The organism is Streptomyces sp. NPDC020884 (assembly GCF_044333935.1).
Lineage (GTDB): Bacteria > Actinomycetota > Actinomycetes > Streptomycetales > Streptomycetaceae > Streptomyces.
Genome location: NZ_JBIRRY010000003.1, coordinates 664,013 through 688,401, shown reverse-complemented (window position 1 = coordinate 688,401; position 24,389 = coordinate 664,013). Strand labels below are relative to the sequence as shown.

General features: G+C 70.8%; 30 protein-coding genes and 1 pseudogene. 16 read left to right on the top strand and 15 right to left on the bottom strand.

Going from position 1 to position 24,389, the window contains the following annotated elements; translation table 11 throughout:
- The first annotated feature begins 28 nt into the window (after positions 1 to 28).
- Genes ACH4UK_RS14130 through ACH4UK_RS14115 form a run of 4 tightly spaced genes read left to right on the top strand, consistent with a single transcriptional unit; the run spans position 29 to position 4,509 of the window.
- The gene (locus ACH4UK_RS14130) at positions 29 to 1,924 is read left to right on the top strand and encodes an asparagine synthase-related protein (protein ID WP_398356284.1); all 1,896 of its coding nucleotides are present in this window, start codon (positions 29 to 31) and stop codon (positions 1,922 to 1,924) included.
- Entirely contained in the window at positions 1,921 to 2,172 is a 252-nt protein-coding gene (locus ACH4UK_RS14125; protein WP_398356283.1) for a lasso peptide biosynthesis PqqD family chaperone, read from the top strand. Before ACH4UK_RS14130 ends, ACH4UK_RS14125 begins: the two co-directional genes overlap by 4 nt.
- Complete coding sequence (locus tag ACH4UK_RS14120; protein WP_398356282.1) at positions 2,169 to 2,642, top strand: lasso peptide biosynthesis B2 protein; 474 nt, start codon at positions 2,169 to 2,171, stop codon at positions 2,640 to 2,642. Before ACH4UK_RS14125 ends, ACH4UK_RS14120 begins: the two co-directional genes overlap by 4 nt.
- Positions 2,593 to 4,509 (top strand): ABC transporter ATP-binding protein, encoded by a 1,917-nt coding sequence (locus ACH4UK_RS14115; RefSeq protein WP_398356281.1) that lies wholly within the window; start codon positions 2,593 to 2,595, stop codon positions 4,507 to 4,509. The genes ACH4UK_RS14120 and ACH4UK_RS14115 overlap by 50 nt, the downstream gene beginning before the upstream one ends.
- A gap of 19 nt (positions 4,510 to 4,528) precedes the next feature.
- Here ACH4UK_RS14115 and ACH4UK_RS14110 read toward each other — a convergent pair whose 3' ends face one another.
- Positions 4,529 to 5,116, bottom strand: coding sequence for a Uma2 family endonuclease (locus ACH4UK_RS14110; protein ID WP_398356280.1), 588 nt, complete (start codon positions 5,114 to 5,116; stop codon positions 4,529 to 4,531).
- A 56-nt stretch (positions 5,117 to 5,172) separates the two neighbouring features.
- Entirely contained in the window at positions 5,173 to 5,991 is an 819-nt protein-coding gene (locus ACH4UK_RS14105) for a hypothetical protein (protein ID WP_398356340.1), read from the bottom strand.
- Between the two features lie 424 nt (positions 5,992 to 6,415).
- Between ACH4UK_RS14105 and ACH4UK_RS14100 the strand changes: the two genes are divergently transcribed.
- On the top strand, positions 6,416 to 6,916 hold the full coding sequence (locus ACH4UK_RS14100; protein WP_398356279.1) for a SigE family RNA polymerase sigma factor: 501 nt from the start codon (positions 6,416 to 6,418) through the stop codon (positions 6,914 to 6,916).
- 243 nt (positions 6,917 to 7,159) lie between these two features.
- Here ACH4UK_RS14100 and ACH4UK_RS14095 read toward each other — a convergent pair whose 3' ends face one another.
- Positions 7,160 to 7,417, bottom strand: a complete 258-nt coding sequence (locus ACH4UK_RS14095) for a hypothetical protein (protein WP_398356278.1) — start codon at positions 7,415 to 7,417, stop codon at positions 7,160 to 7,162.
- A gap of 180 nt (positions 7,418 to 7,597) precedes the next feature.
- Here ACH4UK_RS14095 and ACH4UK_RS14090 point away from each other — a divergent pair, with 180 nt between their 5' ends.
- Positions 7,598 to 8,839, top strand: coding sequence for a mannosyltransferase family protein (locus ACH4UK_RS14090; RefSeq protein WP_398356277.1), 1,242 nt, complete (start codon positions 7,598 to 7,600; stop codon positions 8,837 to 8,839).
- A gap of 114 nt (positions 8,840 to 8,953) precedes the next feature.
- Here ACH4UK_RS14090 and ACH4UK_RS14085 read toward each other — a convergent pair whose 3' ends face one another.
- Positions 8,954 to 9,532 carry a TetR/AcrR family transcriptional regulator gene (locus ACH4UK_RS14085; RefSeq protein ID WP_398356276.1) on the bottom strand — a complete coding sequence of 193 codons (579 nt, stop codon included), beginning with the start codon at positions 9,530 to 9,532 and terminating at the stop codon, positions 8,954 to 8,956.
- Between the two features lie 91 nt (positions 9,533 to 9,623).
- Between ACH4UK_RS14085 and ACH4UK_RS14080 the strand changes: the two genes are divergently transcribed.
- Positions 9,624 to 10,070, top strand: a complete 447-nt coding sequence (locus ACH4UK_RS14080) for an anthrone oxygenase family protein (protein WP_398356275.1) — start codon at positions 9,624 to 9,626, stop codon at positions 10,068 to 10,070.
- 70 nt (positions 10,071 to 10,140) lie between these two features.
- On the opposite strand, the pseudogene ACH4UK_RS14075 reads toward ACH4UK_RS14080, so the two are convergent.
- Positions 10,141 to 10,236, bottom strand: a pseudogene (locus ACH4UK_RS14075) (IS5/IS1182 family transposase); the annotation flags it as partial.
- A gap of 94 nt (positions 10,237 to 10,330) precedes the next feature.
- Positions 10,331 to 10,624 carry a hypothetical protein gene (locus ACH4UK_RS14070; protein ID WP_398356274.1) on the bottom strand — a complete coding sequence of 98 codons (294 nt, stop codon included), beginning with the start codon at positions 10,622 to 10,624 and terminating at the stop codon, positions 10,331 to 10,333.
- Between the two features lie 1,025 nt (positions 10,625 to 11,649).
- Here ACH4UK_RS14070 and ACH4UK_RS14065 point away from each other — a divergent pair.
- Together ACH4UK_RS14065 and ACH4UK_RS14060 are read left to right on the top strand one after the other, a co-directional pair.
- Positions 11,650 to 11,940: a hypothetical protein gene (locus tag ACH4UK_RS14065; RefSeq protein WP_398356273.1), complete on the top strand. Its 291-nt coding sequence runs from the start codon at positions 11,650 to 11,652 to the stop codon at positions 11,938 to 11,940.
- A 239-nt stretch (positions 11,941 to 12,179) separates the two neighbouring features.
- On the top strand, positions 12,180 to 14,003 hold the full coding sequence (locus ACH4UK_RS14060; protein WP_398356272.1) for a serine/threonine-protein kinase: 1,824 nt from the start codon (positions 12,180 to 12,182) through the stop codon (positions 14,001 to 14,003).
- Between the two features lie 109 nt (positions 14,004 to 14,112).
- On the opposite strand, the gene ACH4UK_RS14055 is transcribed toward ACH4UK_RS14060, so the two are convergent.
- From ACH4UK_RS14055 to ACH4UK_RS14045, 3 genes are all read right to left on the bottom strand, one after another.
- On the bottom strand, positions 14,113 to 14,322 hold the full coding sequence (locus ACH4UK_RS14055; protein ID WP_398356271.1) for a DUF397 domain-containing protein: 210 nt from the start codon (positions 14,320 to 14,322) through the stop codon (positions 14,113 to 14,115).
- A gap of 67 nt (positions 14,323 to 14,389) precedes the next feature.
- Positions 14,390 to 14,599: a DUF397 domain-containing protein gene (locus tag ACH4UK_RS14050; RefSeq protein ID WP_398356270.1), complete on the bottom strand. Its 210-nt coding sequence runs from the start codon at positions 14,597 to 14,599 to the stop codon at positions 14,390 to 14,392.
- Complete coding sequence (locus ACH4UK_RS14045; protein ID WP_398356269.1) at positions 14,596 to 15,435, bottom strand: Scr1 family TA system antitoxin-like transcriptional regulator; 840 nt, start codon at positions 15,433 to 15,435, stop codon at positions 14,596 to 14,598. The genes ACH4UK_RS14050 and ACH4UK_RS14045 overlap by 4 nt, the downstream gene beginning before the upstream one ends.
- Positions 15,436 to 15,541: 106 nt before the next feature.
- On the opposite strand from ACH4UK_RS14045, the gene ACH4UK_RS14040 reads away from it, so the two are divergent.
- From ACH4UK_RS14040 to ACH4UK_RS14020, 5 genes are read left to right on the top strand one after another with little or no spacing between them, the layout of a single operon-like run.
- A complete protein-coding gene (locus ACH4UK_RS14040; RefSeq protein ID WP_398356268.1) occupies positions 15,542 to 15,805 on the top strand; it encodes a hypothetical protein in 264 nt (87 codons plus the stop codon).
- Positions 15,802 to 16,125 (top strand): hypothetical protein, encoded by a 324-nt coding sequence (locus ACH4UK_RS14035; RefSeq protein WP_398356267.1) that lies wholly within the window; start codon positions 15,802 to 15,804, stop codon positions 16,123 to 16,125. Before ACH4UK_RS14040 ends, ACH4UK_RS14035 begins: the two co-directional genes overlap by 4 nt.
- Positions 16,122 to 16,499: a hypothetical protein gene (locus ACH4UK_RS14030; protein ID WP_398356266.1), complete on the top strand. Its 378-nt coding sequence runs from the start codon at positions 16,122 to 16,124 to the stop codon at positions 16,497 to 16,499. The genes ACH4UK_RS14035 and ACH4UK_RS14030 overlap by 4 nt, the downstream gene beginning before the upstream one ends.
- A 42-nt stretch (positions 16,500 to 16,541) precedes the next feature.
- Complete coding sequence (locus ACH4UK_RS14025) at positions 16,542 to 16,946, top strand: hypothetical protein (RefSeq protein ID WP_398356265.1); 405 nt, start codon at positions 16,542 to 16,544, stop codon at positions 16,944 to 16,946.
- A gap of 14 nt (positions 16,947 to 16,960) precedes the next feature.
- A complete protein-coding gene (locus ACH4UK_RS14020; protein WP_398356264.1) occupies positions 16,961 to 17,326 on the top strand; it encodes a hypothetical protein in 366 nt (121 codons plus the stop codon).
- A 35-nt stretch (positions 17,327 to 17,361) separates the two neighbouring features.
- On the opposite strand, the gene ACH4UK_RS14015 is transcribed toward ACH4UK_RS14020, so the two are convergent.
- Positions 17,362 to 18,036 carry a TetR/AcrR family transcriptional regulator gene (locus ACH4UK_RS14015; RefSeq protein WP_398356263.1) on the bottom strand — a complete coding sequence of 225 codons (675 nt, stop codon included), beginning with the start codon at positions 18,034 to 18,036 and terminating at the stop codon, positions 17,362 to 17,364.
- A gap of 134 nt (positions 18,037 to 18,170) precedes the next feature.
- Here ACH4UK_RS14015 and ACH4UK_RS14010 point away from each other — a divergent pair, with 134 nt between their 5' ends.
- Positions 18,171 to 19,118, top strand: coding sequence for an NAD(P)-dependent alcohol dehydrogenase (locus ACH4UK_RS14010; protein WP_398356339.1), 948 nt, complete (start codon positions 18,171 to 18,173; stop codon positions 19,116 to 19,118).
- 51 nt (positions 19,119 to 19,169) lie between these two features.
- Here the strand turns inward: ACH4UK_RS14010 and ACH4UK_RS14005 are convergent, their stop codons facing one another.
- Positions 19,170 to 19,853, bottom strand: coding sequence for a hypothetical protein (locus ACH4UK_RS14005; protein ID WP_398356262.1), 684 nt, complete (start codon positions 19,851 to 19,853; stop codon positions 19,170 to 19,172).
- A 324-nt stretch (positions 19,854 to 20,177) separates the two neighbouring features.
- On the opposite strand from ACH4UK_RS14005, the gene ACH4UK_RS14000 reads away from it, so the two are divergent.
- On the top strand, positions 20,178 to 20,738 hold the full coding sequence (locus ACH4UK_RS14000) for a hypothetical protein (RefSeq protein WP_398356261.1): 561 nt from the start codon (positions 20,178 to 20,180) through the stop codon (positions 20,736 to 20,738).
- 23 nt (positions 20,739 to 20,761) lie between these two features.
- On the opposite strand, the gene ACH4UK_RS13995 is transcribed toward ACH4UK_RS14000, so the two are convergent.
- The 4 genes from ACH4UK_RS13995 to ACH4UK_RS13980 form a co-directional block, all read right to left on the bottom strand.
- Positions 20,762 to 21,232: a hypothetical protein gene (locus ACH4UK_RS13995; protein WP_398356260.1), complete on the bottom strand. Its 471-nt coding sequence runs from the start codon at positions 21,230 to 21,232 to the stop codon at positions 20,762 to 20,764.
- Positions 21,229 to 22,371 carry a hypothetical protein gene (locus ACH4UK_RS13990; RefSeq protein WP_398356259.1) on the bottom strand — a complete coding sequence of 381 codons (1,143 nt, stop codon included), beginning with the start codon at positions 22,369 to 22,371 and terminating at the stop codon, positions 21,229 to 21,231. Before ACH4UK_RS13990 ends, ACH4UK_RS13995 begins: the two co-directional genes overlap by 4 nt.
- A complete protein-coding gene (locus ACH4UK_RS13985; protein ID WP_398356258.1) occupies positions 22,371 to 22,796 on the bottom strand; it encodes a hypothetical protein in 426 nt (141 codons plus the stop codon). Before ACH4UK_RS13985 ends, ACH4UK_RS13990 begins: the two co-directional genes overlap by 1 nt.
- 133 nt (positions 22,797 to 22,929) lie before the next feature.
- Complete coding sequence (locus ACH4UK_RS13980; protein ID WP_398356257.1) at positions 22,930 to 24,357, bottom strand: GH1 family beta-glucosidase; 1,428 nt, start codon at positions 24,355 to 24,357, stop codon at positions 22,930 to 22,932.
- Between the last annotated feature and the right edge of the window lie 32 nt (positions 24,358 to 24,389).

The following is a 24,389-nucleotide window of genomic DNA, read 5'->3' as shown; positions in this document are numbered from 1 at the left end:
ACTGCTCGAGAACTTCCGAAAGGTGAAGATGTCCGGCCACCTGCGTGACTTCTTCGTCGTCCTGCCGGACAGCACGGCGGGAGCGGCGGTGGCCGGGCAGCTTCCGCCGACGACGGACCGGACGCTGACCGTCGCCCACCCCTCGGGGCGGCCCTGGATCGTCGCCCGCCCGCTGGTCCGCACGGTCAGTCACCTCGCCCGCGGCGGCGACGCCCTCGTCCTCATCGGACCCGACCGCGTCCCGGACACCGTGCTCGCCGGCCTCCTCGAAGGGGCCCGCGACCGGGCCGGCCTGGAGCGCCGCCTCGCCCGGCTGCCCGGCCTCCACCACGTGCTCGCCCGGCTGGACGCGGAGACGTGGATCCGGGGCACCGCCTCCGGACTGCGCCGGATCTACCACACCCGGCACCCGCAGGCCGGAACCATCGCCTCCGACCGCCCGGCCGCCCTCGCCCGGCTGACCGGCGCGCCCCTGGACGACGGAGCGCTGGCCCTGCGCCTGCTCGACTTCCTGCCGCACCCCCTGAGCCGCCGCGTCCTGTGGCGGGGGGTGCACGAGACCGGCGCCGGGTACGGCCTGGCCCTGCCCGTCGCAGCACCGGGCACGGCCGCCGTCCCCGGCCCCGCGGAGCACCGCTGGTGGGAGCCGCCGCCCGCCGAACTCCCCCTGGCGGAGGGGGCCCGAAGGCTCGGCGACGCCGTCGCCGCCTCCGTACGGGCGCATGTCGGCGGCCTGGACCGGATCAGCTGCGAGCTGTCCGGCGGCCTGGACTCCACCGCGCTCACCTTCGCCGCCCGCGCGAGTGGCCCCGCCGAGCTGTCCCTGCTCACCGTTGCCGCCCGGGACCGCGGCAGCGAGGACGAGGCCTGGGCGCGCAGGGCGGTGGCGGCGGCCCGCAAGGACGCCGACGCCACCGCCCTGCACCACCACGTCGTCCCCGCCGACGACGCCCCCTACTTCTACGCCGACCTCGCCTCCACCGCCGACGAGTTGAACGACGAACCGCTCCCCGTCGCCCCCGGCCGGGCCCGCGCGCACCTGCTCCTCAGCCGCGCGCACGCCACCGGCTCGCGCTACCACCTCACCGGCTACGGCGGCGACGAACTCTTCCTCGGCCTGCCCCACGCCTACCAGGACCTCTTCCACGGCAACCCGGTCACCGCCTGGAGTCACCTCGGCGGACTGCGCCACCAGCTCGGCTGGCCGCTCCTGCCGACGCTGAAGGCCCTGCTGAACCGCTCCGCGTTCCCCCGCTGGCTGGCCGGGGCGGTCACCGCCGAACCCCAGCCCGTCACCCGCACCCCGCTGCTCTCCTGGGGCGTACGGCAGTCGCTGCGCCCCTGGTTCACCGAGCACGGCCGCGCCCTGATCACCGAGGAGTTCAAGGCCGCCGCCGAGCACGCCGAGCCGATCGACCCGTGGCGCGGACGGCACGTCGACATCGACGCCGTACGGATGGGGGCGCGGCACTTCCAGGCGATGGAGGACATCGGCATGACGATCGGGCTGCCGGTCGCCGCGCCCTTCTACGACGACCGGATCCTGGAGGCGACCCTCGCCGTGCGCCTCCCGGAGCGGATCAGCCCCTGGCGCTACAAGCCGCTGCTCGTCGAGGCGATGCGCGGGGTGGTCCCGGCCGCCCTGCCGGACCGGACGACGAAGGACCACATGTCCTGCGACGAACACCGGGGCCTGCGCGAACACGCCCCGGAACTGGCGGACCTGTGGACCGGCTCCCGACTCGCCGAACACGGCCTGGTCGACGCCCGCCACCTGCTGCGACTCGCCGCCGAACCCTTCTCGCCGGTCCTGGTCGAGCACTCCGTCAGCTCCACCGTGGCCGGGGAGACCTGGCTGCGCACGGCCGAGAACGCCTGGCCGGCACCCCACCGCACCCCCACGACCAGCGAGGCAGACCTGTGAAGCTCAGAAAAGGCATCGCCGTCACGACCACGGAGTACGGCGGCGTCCTGCTCGACGAGAAGGACGGCAGCTACTGGCAGTTGAACGACACCAGCATCATCGTCGTCGACACCCTCGCCGCGGGACACACCGCCGAGCTCGCCGTGGAACGGATCCTCGCCACGTTCGACGTCGGGCGGGCCGAGGCGGAGTCGGACGTCGCGGAGCTGACCCGGCAGCTCGTCGAGGCGAGGATCCTGCGCCCATGACCACCGAGATGACGATGCCGCGCCGGGGCGCGGGCCCCGGCGGGGTGCGGCTGCGCGCGGCCGTCGCCGCCGCGATCGTCCTGTCCCGGCTCAAGCCCGGACGCCTGCGCCGGGTGCTGGCCAGGTGCGCCCGGGGCGCGCGCCCGGCCTCGTACGCCGAAACGCTGGAGGTCCTCGAGGCGGTCGTCGCCACCAGCCGCCGCTGCGCGGGGCGTTACGGCTGCCTGCCCCGCTCGGTGGCCGTCGCCCTGGCCTGCCGGATGTCCGGCGTCTGGCCCGACTGGTGCGCGGGGGTCCGGGCCGCTCCGCCGTTCTCCCCGCATGCTTGGGTACAGGCGGGGGGCCGTACGGTCGGGGAGCAGGTGGAACCGGCGGATCTGCGTCCCTTGATGGTGGTGACGGCCGACGGAGGGGTTCGGGATGAGCACGGTGGCGGGAACGACCGGGACGGCGGCGGGCAGACCGCCTGAGGAACCGGGGACACCGGTGGCGGAGCCCGCCGTTGAGCCCGCGGCCCCCGGCGGGAAGTCCGGAACGTCCCCCGGCGGGAAGTCTGGAACGTCCCCCGGCGGAAAGTCCGGGACGCCCCCCGGGAAGACGCCCGGCCCGTCCCCCCTCCGCCTGCTCCTGGCCCGGGTCCGCCCCCATCGCGGTGTACTGATCCGCGCGGGCGTCCTCTCGCTCACCGGATCCGCGGCCGGGCTGGCGATGCCGCTGATGGCGAAGTACGCCGTCGACAAGTTCGCCGCCGACCGCTCGCCGGTGGCCCCGCTCGTCGCGCTGACCGCCCTCGTGCTCGCCGGGGCCTGCCTCTCCGCGTACGGGCGCTACCTCATGGCCCGTACGGGAGAGGGCGTCGTCCTCCGGGCACGCGACCAACTCGTGCGCCGCATCATGCGGTTGAAGGTGCCCGCGGTCGACCGGCTCACCCCCGGCGACCTCCAGTCCCGCGTGACCAGCGACACCACCCTCCTGCGAACGGTCCTTTCCAGCGGCCTGGTCGAGTCGTTCAACAGTGTGCTGATGCTGCTGGGGACGGTCGCGTTCATGGCGTACATGGACGTCACGCTGCTGGGCGTGACGCTGGTGGTGATCGTCGGCATCGGAGCCGTGACGGCCCTGCTCATGCCGCGCATCCAGCGCGCGCAGCTCCGCGCGCAGGAGTCCGTCGGCGCGATGGGCGCGGCCCTGGACCGGGTGCTCCAGGCGTTCCGTACGGTCAAGGCGAGCGGTGCCGAGGACCGGGAGACGACGGCGGTCGCGGAGGCGGCGCGGCGCGCTCACGACCGGGGCGTGACGGTGGCCAAGTGGTCCTCGGTCTCCGACGTCACGATGATGATGTCGATCCAGCTGGCCTTCCTGGCGGTGCTGGGCGTCGGGGGAGCACGGGTCGCGTCGGGCTCCCTGGAGATCTCGTCGCTGATCGCGTTCCTGCTCTACCTCTTCTATCTGATGGGCCCGATCGGCGGCCTGGTCGAGGGCTGGACGGGTCTGCAGAGCGGCCTCGCGGCGGTGCGCAGGATCGACGAGGTGGAGTCGCTGCCGGGCGAACCGGCGGAGGACTTCGGGGACGTACCGCGCGCAGGGGCGACGACTCCGCTGGGCGTCACCTTCCAGGACGTGACCTTCGGGTACGGGGACGAGCGCGCCCCGGCCCACCAGGGCGTCACGTTCGAGGTGCCGACGGGCGGGCTGGTGGCGCTGGTGGGCCCGTCGGGCGCGGGCAAGTCGACGGTGTTCAGCCTGCTGGAACGGTTCTACGACCACGACGGCGGAACCATCACGGTGGACGGCCGGGACATCCGCGCCTGGCCGCTGGCCGAGCTGCGCGCCTCGCTCGCGTATGTGGAGCAGGACGCCCCGGTCCTGGCCGGGACGCTGAGGGAGAACCTCCTCTTCGCGGCCCCGGACGCGGAGGACGAGGCGCTGGCGGAGGCGGTGGCCCACACCCGCCTGGACACCCTGGTCGACCGGCTGCCCGACGGCCTGGACACGGCGGTCGGCCACCGGGGCGTCACCCTCTCCGGCGGCGAACGCCAGCGCATCGCCATCGCCCGCGCCCTGCTCCGCCGCCCCCGCCTGCTCCTGCTGGACGAGGTGACCTCGCAGCTGGACGCGGTCAACGAGCAGGCGCTGCGCGACGTCATCGTCGAACTGGCCGAGAGGACAACGGTGTTGGTCATCGCCCACCGCCTGTCCACCGTCCGGCACGCGGACCGCATCGTGGTCCTGGAGGAGGGCCGGGTCCGCACGGCGGGCACCCACGAGGAGCTGATCGCGTCGGACGACCTCTACCGCGAGCTGGCGACGACGCAACTGGCGGCGGACGCGCGGTGAGGAGGCGGGCGGCAGCCGATCAGCGGGCGTAGTCCTTCAGTTCCTCGGTGTCCAGGGTGATGTCGACGGGGTCGGGGAGGGGGACGACCTCTCCGTAGTCGTACGAGAGCTGCTGCCGGTAGCGGCCCTTGTCGGGCTCGCTGTGGACGACGAGGGTGCCGGAATCGCGGTCGATCAAGAGGTACACCGGGATGCTCGACGCCGCGTATCCGTCACGCTTCTCCGTGCGATCACGACTGTCGGTGTCGTGGTCGTGCGACGTCACCTCGACGGTCATGAGGATGCGGTCCGGGCTCGACCACTCGCCATCACCCGCGAACCGGCCCGCGCGGGCCAGGGTGCCGTCCGGGCGGGCGCGGCCGTTGCGGTATCCGCCGATCCGCAGTCCGCGTTCCCGGTACAGCCGCAGTTCCGGCTGCTGCCGCATGCACTGCATCGCGACCCACATGATGATCTCGTCGTGATCCCCGTCCGGCACGGGCTTGACCTCCAGCTTTCCGTTGATGAGCTCAAGCGTCACGGTCTCGGGGGCTGTCCGGGCAAGCTGCTCGAATTCCTCGACGGACATCTGGGCGTGCGGTACGTGATCTGCGGTGCTGGGGGTCATGGCGTCGCCTCCTCCCCTCCATCGTGCCCCGTCGGATCTCCTGGCGAGCTGCACGGTCATCGGTATGTCCTTTCGGATCGAGGGACGAGCCCCGCCCGGACCGCGTTCATCCGGTCCCGTACGCCGGGCGGCTGCACGGTTCCGGGCGGGCCGACCGGCGGCTGGGGCGACGGCCCCCGGCACGGCCGGCAGAGGCCCCCGAGCAGCGCGTCGGGCGGGCCGGGCACTCCGCACTCGCCGCATTCGAGGGTGCGCAGGACGGTTCGGGGCCCCGGCAGGACCGGCTCGGGCGGCAGCTTGTCGCGCAGGCGGGTCTCCATGAGGCGGGCCGGGCAGTGGACGCGGGACGGCAGCCCGGTGGTGAGGGCGTGCAGCAGCGCCGTCTCCGTCGCACCCCGCGCGAACCACTCGCTGACGAGAGGTTCCAGCCGTACGCAGTCGGCGGCGGAGAGCGTCAGTGTGGGGGCGGTCCGCCCCAGGGCGGCGAGCAGGATGAACGCCCGCGAACGGGTGGGCCGTTGCGGCTCGTCCGGCGGGACGTCACCCCGGGTGTACGCGTCCCACCAGGCGTCCGCGCGTGCGGTGCGGGAGAAGAAGGTCCGGGTCACCCAGAGCATGACCTCGTCGGTGATCACGCACTCGCTGCCACGCCGTAGGTGTCCGGCGCCCTGGAGCCGGTTGAGGGTGGTGCGCAGGGCGCACTGCCCGTACGGGAGGTGCTTGGCGAGGGTCTTCACGGAGACGTCGGAGCCGTCGGGCAGCCGGTCGATATAGGCGGCGACGGCGGCGTCACGGGGGAGGAGATGAGCGAAGTCGCGTTCGGTGCGCGGACGTTCGCCGGGGACGGAGCGCTTGCCGTAGCCGGGGTTGGCCATGGGGTGCGGGCTCGCGGGGGTGATGTCACTAAGCTGGCTGTCAGCCATGGGGATCGCTTTCTTCGCTTTCTCGATCTTCGGTGGCTAGACCCCTGTCGGTGTTGGAGCACCGGTGGGGGTCGTCTTTTGCCTGGTCGTGGTCTTCCCGCACGCTAGAGCCTGGCGACCGTGCGTCGCAACTCGATCACAAACTGTCAACTTCGCAGCCAGGGTGGGCGGGTGGGACTGCTGACCCATCCACCCCATCACTGTTAAGAGCGCTCGGATCTCGCTGCTTGAGCTCCGGGAGATGCGTGGGGGGCGAGCGTTCCTGGGCCGTTCGGGTCCTGTGACGACCGTCACTCCGGATTTGTGGCGGGTGGTGTCGACCGGATGCCGCGCGCCGGGCGTATACCCGGTGAAGCGAAAGATCCGGGAGCAACTTTTGACCGTCGAGGAGTTCGAAGAGTTCTACGTCCAGGCGGTCGCGCGTCTCACAGGCCAGCTGTACGTGATGACCGGCGATCTCCAGGAGGCGCAGGACGTCGTGCAGGAGGCCTTCGTCAAGGCGTGGGTCCGGCGCGGCCGGCTGGAGCGGGACGGGCAGCCGGAGGCGTGGATCCGTACGGTCGCCTGGCGGCTGGCGGTGAGCCGTTGGCGCTTTCGGCGGCGTTCGGCGGACGCCTGGGGCCGGGGGAGCGGTGCGCCCGAGCACGTGGAGCCGCCGGACCCGGGTCATGTGGTGCTGGTCGACGCGCTCCGGGAACTGCCCGCCCAGCAGCGGCGGACGCTGACCCTGCACTACCTGTGCGACCTCACGGTCGAGCAGATCGCCGGTGAGACCGGGCTTTCCGCCAGCACGATCAAGACGCATCTGGTTCGCGGACGGGCGGCGCTCGCGCACCGTCTGCAAGACCCCCGCATCGAGGAGGCTCCTGATGTCTGAACCGCGGGATCCGAGGGATCCGTTGCGCTCGCTGTTCCGGGAGGCCGGTGACTTCGGGCAGGTCGGCTCGGTGGCGGACCCGGCGTCGAGCATCACCGAACGCGGCATGCGCGCGCAGCGACGCCGGATGGCGGTGGTCGCGGTGGGCGTGTGCCTGGTCGTCGGCGGGGGCGGAGCGGCGGCGGTCGGTTTGCTGCCGGTGCGGTCGGACCCGGTCGTACCGGCCACGAGCCCGTCGCCCGGCTACCCGTCTCCGACACCGTCCGACCGGCTGCCGACCGATCCGCCGTCGCCGAGCACCACGCTGCCGGCGAGCGTGGGGACCATGGGGACCCAGGGGGCGGTGGGGCGGTCCTCCGCGCCGAGCGACCCGCCCACGAGCACGAGCACGAGCACGAGCACGGGTGCGGGCACGAGCACGGGCACGGGCACGGGTGCGGGCACGAGTACGACACGGCCGCCGTCGACGACGGGGCCGTCGGAGACGACCGATGGGGCCACGTCGACGCCCTGACGCTGCCGCCCCGCAGTTCCCCCGTTCCTTCCGTTTCCCCCCTTCCCCCCGTTCCCGCCTCGCCCCTTCCCTCTCCTCCCTCTCCTCCCTTCCGTGCCCCGGCGGCTTCACCGGGCGATCCCGTACGCCTCGACGTGTCCGCGAGGCGCGCCCGAAAGGTGCCCGAGTTGTCCACGCTTTCCCCAGGGCTGCGGCCTTCTCCCGCCCGTCCCGCGCCATCCGAGCCCCGGGCAGCCGGGGCCTCCGAGCCCCGGGCCGCCTGGTACCGCCGGGAGGCCGCCCGGCTGAGCCCCGCCGACCGCAGCGTCCTGTGGCTCTACCTCCTGACCCGAATATCCCTGTGGATCACCGCCCACCTCGCCCGCTGGCTGTTCCCCGTCCGTTCCGACACCCGGGAGGCGGCGCCCGTTCTCGCGCCCTTCCAGCGGTGGGACGCGAACCACTACCTCCACATAGCGCGCGACGGCTACTTCCCCTCCGGCACCGGTCCTTGGACGAGCGGCTGGGACAACCGGGAGGCGTTCTTCCCGGGCTACCCCGCCCTCCTGCGCGCCGTGCACACGGTCGTCCCGGACTGGACGGCGGCCGGGCTGCTGATCTCGTTCGTGGCCGGGGCCGTCGCGGTCGTGGCTCTCGCCCGGATCGCGCCGGCGTATCTGCCGGAGGACGCGGCGGGCCCCCGTACGGCCGTCCTCTTCCTGCTCTCGCCCTGCGCGGTGTTCCTGGCCGTCGGCTACACGGAGGCCCTCTTCCTCGCGTTCGCCCTGCCCGCCTGGCTCGCCGCCATGCGGCACCGGTGGGCCCTCGCCGCCGTACTGACCATGCTGGCGACGACGGTGCGCGTCAGCGGCCTGTTCCTCGCCGCCGCGATCGGCCTGCTCTTCCTGCTGTCCGCCCGGACCCGGCGGGACTGGCGGGCGGTGGGCTGGACGCTGCTTCCCGGGCTGCCCCCGGCCGCGTACAGCTGGTATCTGCACGCGCACATCGGGGACTGGATGGCGTGGAAGCACGCGCAGGAGCGGGGCTGGTACCGCACGTTCCACACCCCGTGGGAGGCGTGGGCGAACACCTGGCACGGGGCGTTCGACCGGACGCAGTCCACGGGGTACGCGTTCATGTTCCAGGCAGAGTTGGCGGCGATGCTGGTGGGCCTGGCGCTGGTGGCGATCCTCCTGCGCCGCCGCCGCTGGCCCGAGGCGGTGTACGTGGCCCTCAGCCTGTGGGCCCTGGGCACTTCGTACTGGTACACGTCCATCCCGCGCGCGACGCTGCTGTGGTGGCCGCTGTGGATCGGCCTGGCGGCGCTGAGCCTGCGGCGGCCGTGGTTCAGGACGGCGTACCTGTGCGTGGCCGCACCGGTGACGACGCTGGTCGCGCTGACGTTCCTGACGGGGAGGTGGGCGGGATGAGGTGTTGTACGTCGGCGGGTGGGCGCGGGTGGCCTGCGGTGGCGGCGGGCAGGCAGGCGACGGGGCCGAGGGTCCCGCCTGGGCCCCTGCCCGCGTGTTCCCGGCGGGGGCGTATCAGAGCACGGCGAGCCGGTCCACCAGCAGTTCCACCCTCCGCCCGGTGTCCTCCGGCGGCAGCCGTCCCGCCCGGGTGAGGGTGGCCAGCCCGTGCAGGCCCGCCCAGAACAGCTCGGTGAACAGTCCGGGGTGGACGCCGTCCCCGGCGACCTCGCCGAGCGTTTCCATCAGAGCGGCGAAGGCATCCTTCAACGGCTCCGGGGTCTCCTCGTCAGCGAACGCCAAGCCGCCGTCGAGCTGGAACATGGCTTCGTAAACCGCCGGGTTGCGCTCGGCGAACCCGAGGTAGAAGTGGGCGAGGGCGGCGACCCGGGCGCGGGTGCCGTCGGTAGCTGAGGTCGCGGCCCGCAGAGCCCCGGCCATCTCGGCGGCGCCTTCGAGGGCGACGGCGCCGATGATCTCGCGCTTGCCCCGGAAGTGGCTGTAGAGGACGGGCTGGCTGTATTCGATGCGCTCGGCGAGCCGGCGGGTGGTGACCGCGTCCCAGCCCTGTTGCTCGGCGAGTTCGCGGGCCGTCGCCACGATGAGCCGCTCGCGGCTCATCCGTTCGCGCTCCTTGCGTTCCTGTACCGACATGGCCCGATTCTAGCATCGCTAGACAATCGAGCGGCAGTAGGGCTAGCGTTGACTCGCCATCTAGCGCCGCTAGATTCCAGGAAGGGTCATCATGCTCAACGCACTTGAGATCGTCACCACCGTGATCGTCGGACTGCTGGTGGGGGTGGAGTTCTCCGTCGCCTTCGTCATCAACCGGATCCTCGATGCCCTCCCCGACGACAGCGCCCAGCTCGGCCGGAGCCACGGGGGTCGGATGCTGGGTGCCCTCATGCCGTTCTGGTACATCGGCTCGACGGTCCTGACCGCCATTTGGGCCATAGCTGGATGGGGAGAGGAAGGTGTCGGCCTGGTGGTCGCTGCGGGCGGGCTGCTGCTCCTGAGCGTGGTCATGTCGATTCTGCTGCTCGTCCCGATCAACAACCTGGGCAAGACGTGGACCCCCGAGACCCGGCCCGCGGACTGGAAGGAGCAGATGAATCGCTGGGACCGGTACCACTACATCCGGGTCGCCGTCCTGATCGCTGCTTTCACGCTGCTGGTCACGGCCTTGGCTTGAGCCGGGGAGCGACACGGGGTCGTGCGGGCGGGCATCCCGCCAAGTTTCAGATGAACGACTGCACGGCCCTGCGACCCCCCGCCCGCGAGTGGCTATTCAGCCAGGACGTGGTGCGTTCGAGGACCCACCTGCGTCGATCGAGCCGTTCGCTGGACTCGATACCCTTGCATCGGCTTCAGTGCCTGACTGTCGTGGGTGTTGGCCGCGGAGAGTCCGAGGCCTGTATGCCACGACCACGACGGCTAAGGGTGCACGAGCGGTCACTCTCTCTCCAGCGCTGTCCGTACAGCCTTGGAGTCTGCGCTCTCGGTCTCGCCGAGATTGACCGCTTGGTCGACGAGCCAGGTGCCGTGTTCGTCAGGAACAAGCCGCAGCGCGACTTGCACGACCATGGCGGCTCGCTTGGACTCCACAGTCATCCCCACTCCGATTCCCGCCGGGTGCGGACCGGAGGCCGGGACCTCGATCGCCTCGCTGGTGCTCACTCGCGCGTCACTGTTGTCGCCGGGCTTGGGAGCCGTAGTGACTTCGACGCACTCGGCTATGGAGTCCATCCCCCAACTGCCCCGCAGGCGTTCCGTCCGGGCCTCGCAGGCGGCCTCCCAATCATGGTCCAATTGGGCTTGCTGATAGGCCCGAGCAGCCTCGATCGCAGCCGTCGCACGCTCCCTACTCCCACCAGCGTTCGCACTGTCATCGGTCGCGACGCAAGCAGTCAGCGGCAAGGTCACCGCTATCACAAGCACCCGAGCGGTACGTCCAAGCCGAGCGGCCACGCCCTGCCCCCTCACCTCTCATCGGCCCTTCCCGGAACCGTTTGGAGGATTACAACACAGGGCCCTTAGCCGAGTGATCTTAAGACCGTGTCCTGCATGGTCAGTTTGAGGAACCGTTTGTAGCAGCAGAGAGCGGCGGCGAGTGCGTGCGATGTGGACCTCGATGTGCTTGCCCCAGAGGCATCGCCGTAGGTGGGGGATGTCGTACGCCTTGTCGGCGTGCAGGCGGACCGGTTGGGCTCGGACCCGCAAGTTCGCCCCCTTTTTAGCGCGGACGTGCGCGGAGTCCAGGACGCGGCCTGGATGTCCGCGCCGTACATCGCGAGAACAGCCCCGCACGCGCGGGGACCACAGATTCAGACGGGGTGACGCGGCGTCCGGCGCACGCGTACCTGCCGGGGCGCGGGTGGTGCTGTGCGGGCCGTCGGATGACGCGCGGAATCGCGTCGACCCCACAACGTAGTGGGTGTTGCCGGGACGTGAGGTAGGTTCACCGGTCCGGTGCGGCTGGATCAGGCCGTGTACGCGGAACCGGAGGGGGCGGAATATGGCCGGCACGGTGGGTATCGGACGGCGCGGATTGCTCGCGCTCGGCACGCTGGTAGCGGTCGCGGCGTGTACACCGGATTCGCGAGAGGCGGACAGCGAGAAGGGCCGTAAGGAGGAGGACAGCGGTCAGGGCGGTGAGAAGGGCGAGGTGCGCACCGATCCCGCGCCGTTGGAACGGCGCTTCACTCTGCTCGGGTCCCCTGTCCGACGTGCACTGGCTCGGTATCTCGTTGGGCGATGATTCGAGACTGTCCGTGCCGGGGCCCATCGACGTCCGCGTGGTGGGGACGGCGCAACTGGAAGCCGGCGCCGGAGCTGCCGTCGTCGCGGTGCCGCAGCGGGACTTTCGGGCCGGGCATCCAGGTCGGGTGCCGGAGAAGCTCGCCGTCCACCTGCCCAAGGGCGCCGCATGGGTCCGGAGCGAAGCTTTCAACCAGGAAGTGACGGGCGGGAGGTACCCCGGCGAGTTCCTGGTCGACGTCGGCACCGACCGGGTCTACTTCGACACCGTTGATCCAAGCGTCCCGGCCAGTACCGGACCGTGAACGACCACGGACAGGGGGTCCGGGCAGGGTGGGCCATTGGCTCGAACGCTGCGAGGCGCCTGACTGATGCCGCATGAGACCCCCCCCGGGCCGACGGCTCCAATGGCCTCGGGCCGTGCGTGCGCCTCAGGCCCCGGAAATTCCGATGCTGAATGACCCAACAGGCTTGAGAGATAAGGGAGTTCAGTCGGATCTGACTCCGCGGAGTCGTGATCAATCCGTGCCGTAATGTTCCGCCCATGACTGCGGGATCCGAAGGAAGTGTGATCGACGAGCGCTTCGAACTGCTGGAGCGGCTCGGCGGCGGCGGAATGGGGCTGGTGTGGCGGGCGCGCGACATCGTCCTGCACCGGGACGTGGCGCTGAAAGAGGTACGGCCGCCGGATTCGGAGTTGCTGCGGTTGCGTCCCGACGCACCGGAGATGCTGCGCAAGCGTGTGCTGCGTGAGGCCGTCTCGCTGGCCCGGATCAGCCACCCCAACGTGGTGACGATCTACCACATCGTGAGTTCGGCGGAGGTGGCGAATCCCTGGCTGGTGATGGAGCTGATCTCCGGCGGCTCGCTCCAGGACCGGTTGGAGCGCGGGCCGTGCACCCCCACCGAGACGGCGCGGCTGGGCCGGGGCGTGCTGGCCGGGCTGCGGGCCGCGCACGGCGCGGGCATCCTGCACCGCGACGTGAAGCCCGGCAACGTACTGATGCGGGCCGATGGCACGCCCCTGCTCACCGACTTCGGAATCGCGGCCATACGGGAGGCCACCAGCCTCACCAACACCGGCGAACTCATCGGCTCACCCGACTACATGGCCCCGGAGCGGTTGCGCGGCCATGACGACGACCCGTCCTCCGACCTGTGGTCGCTGGCGATGATGCTGTACGTCGCGGTCGAGGGTCACCACCCGATGCACCGCTCGTCCACCCTCGCCACGCTGGCCGCGATCCTGGAGGAGGACGTACCGCCGCCCCGGCGGGCGGACGCCCTCGGCCCTGTGCTGCGGTCCGTCCTCATCAAGGACGTCGCCTCCCGGCCCGACGCCGAGATCCTCGACCAACTCCTCGCACAGGCCGCCGGAGACCGTGTCATGACGGTCCTCGACGGCATCGCCGCGCCACCCGTACGGGCCGACCCCGTGGAGACGGACGACGAAGCCTCGGTCCCGTACACACCGACGGAGCCGGCCGCCCCCGTCGCCCCTGTCTCCGCCGCCCCCGGTCGGCCCGAGCGGGACACCGTCGGTTCCGGTGACGCCGCCGGACAGGTGCAGGACGAAGCGGAGCCGCCTGCCGCGCCGGAGCCCGGCTCCGGCCCCTCACCGGACGGCGGGACCGATGGCGCGGGGGGCTCCGGTGCGGAGACGAGCCGGACGCCTGTGCACGCCGTGGGGACCGCCGGACGGTCACGCCGACGGGTCGTGCTCCCGGCGGCGCTGTTGGGCGCGTTGTTGATCGGGCTGCTGGCCTGGGAATACGTCCCCGCCTTCGGTGGCGACGACAAGCCGTCCGCCGGGGCTCCGTCCACGCCCTCCGGTGTCCGCACACCTACGTCGAGCCCTTCCGCCTCCCGGACCTCCTCCAGCCCCACTCCCTCGCCCACGCCCAAAGAGGAAACCGATCTGCTCACCCCCTCCGGTGCCCGGAGAGTCCTCAAGAAGATGGAGGCGGTGACAGGGGGGACCAAGGTGCTCCCCAGTTTCGACCTGCGCCGGGACCGGGCTTCGGGAAATACGCTCCTGCACGAAGAGATAGTGCCGGGCAAGAAGATGTTCGACAATTTCTCGTACGAGGACGGCCAAGGCACTCTTCAGGGCGCAGAGGGAATCCTGAAGGGTCATCACCTGCTGGACCTCGACCGGGTCGACTGGGATGCGCTGCCCCGCCTTCTCCGCATCGCCCAGACCGAACTGGGCGTATTGAAGCTCAACCCCGATGACAGCCGCGTGACCTTCGACTGGTACGAGGGGCAGGCGGCGATGTTGATCTACGTCAACGGCGAATACCAGACCAGTGGGATGCTCATCACTGCCTTCGACGGGCGGATCATCCGGCGCGTCAAGGCGGGCTGACAGGGCGGAGACCTCGACGACCCGGGGGTGGTCCACCCCGGCCGGCCGATCAGGAAGCCCCACCGTGCGGGTGCGTGGCACGGTGGGGCGGCGGCCCTGGATCGGCTCGTCAGACGGTGTCGAACGTTCCGCCCCGGACGGCCTCGACGAAGGCCGAGAACGCGGTGACGGGGACGTCGACCACGGGGCCGTCCACGCTCTTGGAGTCGCGGACCGGGACGATTCCGCGCGGGGCGGCGAGGTTGGTGGCGACCTCGACGCAGTTGCCGCCGTTCGAGCTGTACGAGGACGTGAACCAACGAGGGGATCCGTTCGTCACGAGGTGTCCTTTCGTAGCAGGAAGCCCCACCATGCGAGGCACAGTGGGGCGTTGCAGGCTCGACTCGTCAGGAAGCGTCGAGCTTTCCAGCCTGGACGCCGGCGACGAAGTAGGAGAACGCGTCGGCGGGGAGGCTCAGCACAGGGCCATCGATGTCCTTGGAGTCGCGGACCGGGACGGTGCCCTGCGTAGCGGCGAGGTTGATGGCGACCTCGATGCAGGCACCGCCGTTCGAGCTGTACGAGGACTTGTACCAACTGGGGGATTCGGTCGTCACGGAGTGCCCTTTCGCAACTGGCTGATCTTGGCCACGGAGGCCGCCTTCGACAGCGCCTCGCCCTGAAGTTGATGGTAGGACGTGAGTATGGGCACTACGAAGGAAGTTTCGCGCTCTACGTGCCCCTGCGACTGTGACTCGGCATACGCGACGACGGACCGGTCCGCAAGGGTGAGCAAGTAAACCGGCAGGTTGAAAGCCCTTCGCGCACCCAAGCTGAACGGTGCTACCTGGATGATCCAGTTGGGCAGTGCCGCCATCTCCTCCAGCCGTTGGAGCTGAGCGTCCATGACCTCCGGACCGCCGACAGCTTGATAGAGGCAGCTCTCATCCATGACGACGAATACCATCGGCGGCCGTGAACGCACCAGCGCTGCTTGCCGCTGAGCCAGGACCGAGACGCGCTCGTCGGCCTGCTCAGTAGTGATGGACCCGCGCTCAACGTCCCCGTACGCCACGGCCCGCGCGTACTCCGGCGTCTGTAACAGCCCTGGGATGAGGCCGACCTCGAACAGCCTGATCTCCACAGCCCGACCCTCGTACCCCACGTACTCCGGGAAGCCCTCCAGCAGTGACCCGTTCCGCATCTCGGACCACTCACGCTCGAAGGAATCGACCGTACCGGTCGTACCAAATGCATGGTCGGACTTCCTCGAAAACCGCAGAGTTGGCGGCTTGCGAACAGTTTCCACGGCCGAGATGTGCTGACTGGAGTACCCGATCTTCGGGGCCAGTTCGTCCTGGCTCCATCCCCGCACCTCCCGATACTTGCGGATACGGGCACCGTAGGCCGCCTGCGGGCTGCTGGCGGGGTTCAGCTGCTTGATGTTGACCATGCCGCGCTCCCTACTCTTCCTTCGAGAACAGTCAGTTGAAGGGTTCTTCACGGTAGGTCACGCTGAATCGCCCCGGTAGCCGAACAGCTACGGAGAGGAGCGATAGGTGTACGAAGTGCACGCTCGTCCGAATCCTGAAGAGCCACCCCCTGACCTCCCCGCCCTCGGAACCTTCCTGGTCGACACCAGCCGCGGCGACCGCGTGGGCGCGTTCCGAGGGGTCGCCGGCCCCTACTGGTCTCTCCGCCCCATCGGCGGCGGAACCGAGTGGGAGGCCGAGCCCCGCTCCGTACGCCTCGCGCTCCCCATAGAGCAGCTTCGTGCCCGTACCGCGCGGGCCAACGCCCGTAGCCGGGGTGAGGTGTTGTGAGTTCTCCGACCCGGTTACGCGTACGGCTCCTCCTCACTCTCGGAGCGGCGGAGGTCCACCTGCGGCTCCGCCTCTCCGGACTTGTGCGGGTGCTCGCCCGTCGCTCGATGCGACCCGATGCGCCGTTCGCCGAACTCGTACGCGTCGAGTCCGATCCCGCCTACCGAGCCCTGTTCTTCGCCGAGTTGGACGCTGCGATCGAGAGCCGACACGCGACGCGCATGGCGGTGGTGGAGGAAGTCGAGGTCGCGGCGGAACGGCTCCGGGGTCTGATCCGTAGCCCTGACTCCTGTACCGACGCCGACGAGCGTGCCGCATGAGGCGCGTGGGCTACGCCGCCGAGGTCACTGTGACGGACGGGCGGTGGATTGCCTCGCTCGGCGGCGTGACCGTACGGAACCGGCGGCTGGTGCTCCTGTGGCTGCGAGGTCAGGCGCTCCGGCTTGCGAACGGGCACGGGCGCTCGGTCGCCCGCACCCCGCCGTGGATGTCGAGCGGTGATGTGCGGCCGGTCCGCTTCCACGGCTCCGGCGCTCCGCAGGGATTGCGGGCCTGGGCCACTGACGGCGACCGCCAGGACCAGGCGATACGTGCGCTGGAGGCGGGTTTTCCCGTGCTGTTCACCGTGGTTGACCCTGCGGTCGGGCTGAGCCTGACCCTCGCTGGGTGGCGCGGTTCCCTAGCCGATTTCTAGACACCGTCGACTGAAGGGACCGACGTGCTGCAATGCACCGCCGTGACCCAGACGCCTCTTGACGACGTCCTGGATGTCGTCGTCGCTGCGGAAGGCGGGGCCGACGCCTTGCCGGGCTCTCTCACCCTCGACCACTTCCTTCTCTGCGAACTCGCCGAGCACGACGCCCGCACCGAGCATGCCGCGCACCTCTGGTCGGGGTCGGCCGAGCCGTCGAACGCTCCGGCCCTCTGGTTCTTCTGGACCGGAGCCGGCTCGGACCGCGTCCACCGAGTGGCCACCGTGCCGTGGTGCGCGGCGAACCTGCGCCACCTCGACACAGGCGTTGTGCGGATGTGCGCGTTCTTCGACCACCACCCTGCGCCCCATTCGTGGAGCGTGACGGACCCGCTCGGCGACCTGCTCGCCGAGCGCCTCGTATCCGGGGACGGTCTCGACAACGTATGAGGACGGCCAGAACCATGAACCAGTGCACGGAAGTTGCTTTGCTGCGCCCTCCGGACTTCCTGCTCGCCCTGTCCGTTCCCGGAGACCGCCCGGAACCCGGATACGTACTCTGCGAGCTGGGCGAGGAGCACGATGAGGATCACGCGGCAATGCTGTGGGACGAGGGCGGGCGACCCGGAAGCGCGGTCTGGGCCCGATGGAGCGCGGAGCGCGCCCGCCTGGTGTCGCTGCCGTGGTGCGCCGCGCTCGACGAGCGGAGGGAGGCGTGCGAGTTTTTCGCCGAGCACGGTTCTGAGCACAGTTGGCACGTCACGGATCCCACCGACGAGGCGATCATGGGGGCACTCGCGGCGGAGCACCCTCGCCTCTTCCCTGAGTAGAGGGAAGCCCGGCCGTCCACCCCGTCCACGACGCCTCACCCCGCCCCGCTCAACCGCTCCAACTCCAGTCGCACCGGCGGCGGGAGCGGGGCGGTCGACGGTGTGGCCGCCCGGAACGACTCCAGCAGGTACCCCACCAGTCGGCGCGACGCGGCGGCGGCCTCAGGGCCCGCTCCGGTCGCCACGCCGTTGTTGGCCAGCAGGGCCAGCACCACGTCGGAGACGTCGAAGTCCGGGCGCAGTGCTCCCGCCTCCTTCGCCCGGCGGATCAGCAGGGCCAGCCCCTCTTCCGCCCGGTCGCGCTCCCCGGAGTACGCCGTGTCGCCCGGGAAGCGGGCCAGGAAGGCGTGAGTGAAGCCCCGGTCGGCGGCCTGCATCGTGCATACCGTTCGGAACACCGTGCAGAATCCGCGCCAGGGGTCCGGGTCCTCCAGCGCCTCGTCCAGTGCGCCCGCGCACTCGGTCAGCTGCTCCGTGAACGCCTCGGTGATCAGGGCGTCGCGGGTGGGGAAGCGGCGGTAGAGGGTGGCCACGCCGACCCCGGCCCGGCGGGCGATGGCGCTGATCGGCACGTCGATCCCGTGCAGTGCGTACGCCTCGCGTGCCGCCCGCAGGATGCGCTCCCGGTTCTCCCGGGCGTCCGCCCGTAGCGCCTCGGGGCCGGGGGCCGGGGTGGCTGAGGGCGGGTTGTGAGAGGGCTGAGCTGGCATGTCTCTCACTTTACGGTAAATGGAGGGGGTCTTCCGTTTATCCGCCTACGGTGGACGCTGAGTGAGAGCAGGACTCACCACCCGTATCGACGGAACGACGGAACAGACAGGACCCCTCCACCGTGAACGACGACATGCGCGCGGCGCTCTACGACAGCTACGGACCGCCCGAGGTCCTCTACGAGGGCCGGGTCCCGGTGCCGGTCCGCAAGCCCGGTGAGGTGCTGGTCCGGGTCCACGCGGCGAGCGTCAACGGTGGTGAGCTGTACGGGCGCGCCGGGCGGGTCCGGTTCGTCACCGGCCGCCGTTTTCCGCAGCGGACCGGGCTCGACTTCGCCGGCGAGGTCGCCGAGGTGGACGCCTCGGTCACCGGGCTGCGGGCGGGCGACCGGGTGTGGGGCCTGCTGGGGCGCACCTTCGGCAGCGCGGCGGAGTACGTTTCGGTCCGCCCGCGCCGGATCGCGTACGCCCCCGAGAACGTCACCCTGACCGAGGCCGCCTCGCTGCCCGCCGGGGGCACCACGTCCCTCACGGCCCTGCGTGACAAGGCCGGCCTGCGCGCGGGCGAGCGGCTCCTCGTGCGCGGGGCGTCCGGCGGTGTCGGCAGCGTCGCCGTCCAGCTCGGCAAGGCCCTCGGCGCGCACGTCACCGGCCTGGCGGGCGCGAAGAACCTCGACTTCGTCCGCGAGCTGGGCGCGGACGAGGTCCTGGACCACCGGGCGACACCGCTGGCGGACCTGGACCGCTATGACGTCATCATGGACACGGTCGGCACCGAACACCGCGCCCTGCGGCGGCGATTGGCTCCGGGCGGCCGTCTCGTCTCCATCGCGTTCGACATCGACCACCCGGCCCGGAGCATCGGCTACCTGCTGGCCTCCGCCGTGCACGGCCGCCAACGGGTCCGCTTCTTCAGCGGTAATCCGCAGCACGACCTGTTCGCCGAGCTGACCGCGTACGTGGAACGTGGTGACCTGCGCCCGGTCATCGACACGGTCCACCCGCTCGCGGACATCGCCGCCGCCCACCGCGCCCTGGAGGCGGGCGGGGTGCGGGGCAAGCATGTGATCCGGGTGGTGTGAGGCGGCTTCGCCGGAGCGTGCGGCCGTCCGCCACGGTCCCGGTGAGGCTCGTCAGATGACGCGGGGGACGGTCTCGTCGCGCTGGGTGGACCAGTTGGTGACGACGGGCTTGTCCACGGTGGGCGCGTCAGGGAGCTCGACCTGGGCGGGGTCGGGGTCGTCCTCGGAGGTGGCGATGATGATGTGCTCGAACTGCTTGCCGCCCTCGCCCTCGGTGGTCTTGGCGTCGACACCGGCGTACGCCACGGCGGAACCGGAGAGCTTGATGGGGTCCTCGCCGCCCTGCCCGACGGGTGAGGCCACACCGTCGGCGGCGGAGCCGAAGGAGACGCTGGGCGTATTGACGTCCAGGTAGCAGGTGATGCCGGACTTGGCCTTCGCGGTGATGAGGTAGTGGCTGAACGGCTGCGCTTCCCAGGTGACCGTGAAGTCCAGGTCGTTGGTGCCGCAGGACTGGCCGTAGCCGCTCTTGTCGCCGTTGCCGGAGTCGGCCTCGTCACCGGATCCGCCGCTGGACGGGGAGCCGCCGGGGGTGGAGCTGCCGGCGGGGGCGGCGTCGTCGGCGGGGGTCTCGCTCCCGCCGCCCCCGGTGGCGGACGAAGCCGCGGAGGGGGCCGCGGAGCTGCCGGTGTCCGTGGTGTCCTCGGGCCCGCAGGCCGTGGTGGCGGCGAGGGCCGTCACGGCCGCGGCGGCCAGGACGAGACGGGCGGAACGGGCGGCGAGACGCGGGCGCATCGTGATCTCCAACGGTTGTCGGTCGCGGTGTTTGCTGCTGACAACGACGACGCTAGGGCCGGGTCGATCCTGAAACGATCCCGCGCATGTCCAGGTTCTGTCTCAGCGGATCCGTTCCATGAAAGGGACGTTGAATCGCGCCATATCCCAGCTCACGGGGCTTGTTCCGGACCGATGACCGGATCCGGGTCATCCCAGGGCCGCCCTGGCAAGGGTGTCGTCTACCCCGGGCGGGGGAGGCGGTCGAGACCTGCGCAGGAGTGCCGGAGAGACGCCGCCGCGCAGAATGAAGAGGACCTCCCCGCTGCCGCAGAAGGAAGCGTCATGACTGCCACCGAGGCGCACGTCCCCGCCGCCCTGCCGCACCCCGTCCCGCGCTGGGCCGAGTTGGCGGCCCGAGCTGTTCCCTGGTGCGTGCTGCCCTCGGGGCTCTGGCGGGTGGCCGTCATCGTCGGCATGGCCTTCGGCTGGCTGAAGGGCGGGACGAGCATCGCCGAAGAGGCGTACATGCTCGCCCTGACCGTCGTCTCCGAGTTGCTCGCGCTGCTCACCCTCGGCCTCGTCCGGCCCTGGGGCGAGATCCTGCCGCGCCGGCTCCCGCTCGTGGGCGGCTCGCGCGTACCGGTCGCGGCCGCGGTCGTTCCCGCCGCGCTGGGAGCGTTCACCGTCACTGTTTTCTGCGTCTACGCCGTGCTGAACACCTACATCTTCCACTTCCACCCCGAGCCGATGATCGGCACCGCCGACAAGGACCCGTCGGGCGTGATGAGCACCGGATGGGTGCTGGCCGTCTCCTACGGCCCGCTGCTCGCCTGGGGGCCGCTGCTGGGGGCGGTCACCTACTCCTACTACCGCCGCCGCACGCGCTCGTACGCCACCGTCTGACGGCCGGCCGGGCAGCTGCGCCGCTACCGCTTCAGTTCGTACACCCGGCACACGTCCGGGTCGCCGAGCTTGGCGAAGAGCACGAGATCGCCGTCCTCCTCGCCGACCTGGAGCTGATAGAGCGGGAGCCCCGGGCGGTCGGCAGGCGGGTTCTCGAAGTGCAGGCTGATGCCGTCGTCCTCGCCGGGCTCGCCCTCGATCCGCCATGATCCACGACCGTCGAAGGCGCGGGCATCGCCCTTGAGGATCTCGGGGCCGCTCTGCTCGGGCCAGTTCTCCGCGCTGAAACTCACGGTCGTGTCCCCGTTGCTGCGCAGCGTGAGGGCGGACCCGTGCGGTCCCTCGTAGGTCCCGTAGAGATCGGCCCGGAGCACCTCGTCGACGGGCTCGGGCCCGCACCGGCCCAAGCCCTCGGAGCATCCGCCGGTCAGCGACATCACGGCAACAGCACCCAGGAGCGCCGTGAGTGCGGTACGCGCCGGGACGCCGTTCATGATGTCCCCTTCGGGATGCGCTCGGTCCAGGTGACCGTCTGACTGACCGCGCTGGTCACCGGCCCGTCAGCGATCTCCGCGTACTTCAGCCAGTCGTAGTAGCCGATGAAGTGGAGGGCGGATTCCGAACTGGTCTTGTTGTTCAGTGTGTACTCGACCACGAGTGAACCGTCCGGGTCCTGGCCCCGTACTTCGTACTCCACGTTGTACGAGCCCATGAACGCCTCTCCCAGGTGGTCGGGGTCGTTGGTGACGATGGCGGGGAGGTCTTCGGTGAGCAGCTTCTTCGCCGCGCCGACCTTTCCGGATTCGGAGATGGAGAAGGCCGCTTTCCCCTTCTCCTCTCCTGTCCGCTCCCACTGTTCGACCGTCTGCTGCCGGATGTCCTTCATGCTCTCCATGGACTGCATCAGCTCGGCCATCCGGTCGCCGTTGGTGAAGTCCTTGTGGCGGGGACCGAGGCCGGTGACGTAGTCCAGGCCCAGCCCGTAGGGGCTGTCGTCCTTGCCCTCGGGATAGGGGTCCTTGCCGTCCAGAACGCGGTGGTACGCGTTGTACTCGTCGGCGGATATCCGGTGCGTCGAGTCGATCGAGCTGTGTTGAGGCCGGCTGTTGAACCACGGACCGATGCCGACGTCGGACATCAGCGTCATCGACAGGTTCCGGTCGGCGATCCGCCCCTGACGGCAGATGTCGATGATCTCCTGCTGCGCCGCGTTCACCGCGGTGGCGCTCCGGTGCCTGTTGTCCTCCGTGACGAACAGGTCGGCGGTGACGAACCCCGATACCTCGCCGGAGCCGCTCACGGTGAGCCCCTGGTCCCGAGCCCGCCGCACCGCGTCCTTCAGATCGCGCCGGATGACCTTGAGGTCGGCCACCGCGTCGTCGAGGACTCCGGAGAGCGCCTCGGCCACCTTGTTCGCCGCGGTCAGCTGACGGGCGATGTCGTCGATCAACGACCAGGCGTGCGGGGCCGCCGCGCCCTCCCAGTACCCCTTGTCCCGCAGCGGCTTGAGGACCTCGTCCATCATTCGCTTCGGCAACTTCTCGGTCCCGGTGTGGGCGTCCCGCCACTTCTCGGCGAGGCCGTCCAGCACCGAGAGGTCGGTGTCGAGCAGTTCCCGGTAGAAGGCGGGCATCAGCCGTAGGTCCTCAGCACGCTGAACTGCTGCTCGATGCCCTGGTTCGTCGAGGTGTACGTGTGCGACGAGGCGCGCAGGCTCTCCGCGATCCGGGTCAGCCACGCCTCGGCGGCCTTCGACTGGTTCTGCCAGTTCTTCAGCGAGGTCCGCAGAGCCGCCGCGCTCTCCCATCCGGCCAGCTCACGTGCTGCTTTGCCGGTCGGTTCGTCCACCGACCGGGCCGGCTTGTGGAAGTCGTCGAATATCCGGTCGGCTGCCCCTGCGGCCTTGGTGAGGATGCCCTCCGCGATGACGAGCCGGGGCCCGAACCCCGGGGGCGGAGCTCCGAGCGGCGGCGGGTCCAGCGGGCCGCGTGCGCCGGGCGGCAGGGGTGCGTAAGGCAGCGGTGTCTCGCCGTTTCCGGCGGCCGGTTCCTCGGTCATGTGTGAAGGTGCTCTCTCATCCGTCAGGACGCCCCCGTAGGCAGACCCTTCACACAGGCTAACGGGTGGGACGAGACGCCGACGGCCCCGGGGCATCCCCCGGGGTCGCCGACACGTGTGGGGCCGGACCAGCTCAGCCCCGCTCCAGTCCGCCCCGCGCGATCACCTCCGCGTACCACCGCGCGCTGTCCTTCACCGTGCGGCGCTGCGACGCGAAGTCGACGTGGACGATGCCGAACCGCTTGCTGTAGCCGTACGCCCACTCGAAGTTGTCCAGCAGCGACCAGAGGAAGTATCCGCGTACGTCCACCCCGTCCGCGATCGCCCGGTGCACGGCGCCCAGGTGCGCGTCCAGGTACGCCACCCGCTCCGGGTCGTGCACCTCGCCCTCCGGGTCGGCGTAGTCGTCGTAGGCGGCGCCGTTCTCCGTCACCAGGAGCGGAAGGTGCGGGAGTTCGTCGCGGAGCCGGGTCAGCAGCTCGTACAGGCCGTTCGCGTCGACCGGCCAGTCCATCGCCGTGCGCGGGCCCTCCGCCGGGGTGAACGCCACGTGCTCCTCGGCGCCCGCCCAGGGGGAGGGGGATGCGGAGGAGCCTGCCGAAACCACGCTGGGGGAGTAGTAGTTGATGCCCAGCGAGTCGATCCGGGTCGACGTGACCTCCAGGTCGCCGTCCCGCACGAACGACCAGTCCGTCACCGCAGCCGTGTCCGCCACCAGGTCCTGCGGCAGCCGCCCGTGGAAGACCGGGTCCAGGAAGATCCGGTTCGCCACCGCGTCGATCCGGCGCACCGCGTCCCGGTCCGCCTCGGTGTCCGTCAGCGGGCGCAGCGCCTGGAGGTTCAGGGTGAGGGAGATCTCGGCGGTGTCGGGGAGGCGGTCGCGCAGGACGCGGGCGCCCGCGCCGTGCGCCAGGTTCAGGTGGTGGGCGGCGCGCAGGGCCGCGAGGTCGCTGGTCCGGCCGGGGGCGTGGACCCCGTTCCCGTACCCGAGGAACGCCGCGCACCACGGCTCGTTCAGTGTCGTCCAGGTCGGCACCCGGTCGCCCAGGGCCCCGGCCACCAGGCCCGCGTACTCCGCGAACCGGTGCGCGGTGTCCCGCTCCGGCCAGCCGCCCGCGTCCTCCAGCTCCTGCGGCAGGTCCCAGTGGTAGAGCGTGGCGACCGGTCTGATCCCCGCGGCCAGCAGCTCGTCCACCAGGCGGCGGTAGAAGTCCAGGCCGCGCTCCACGGCCGGGCCCCGGCCGGTCGGCTGGACCCGGGGCCAGGAGACGGAGAACCGGTAGTCGGTGACGCCCAGTTCCTTCATCAGGCGTACGTCGTCCGGCATCCGGTGCAGGTGGTCGGCGGCGATGTCACCGGTGTCGCCGTTGCGCACCTTGCCGGGCGTCCGGCTGAAGGTGTCCCAGATGGACGGCGTACGGCCGTCCTCGGTGGCCCCGCCCTCGATCTGATAGGCGGCGGTGGCCGTGCCCCACCGGAATCCGGTGGGGAAACGGAGTCCCGTCCCGGTCTCGGGGCGGGCGCCTGTGGAGGTCGCCGGGCGGGCATCGACAGCGGTCATGAGACTGACACTCCAGGAAGTGAGGGGGGAGG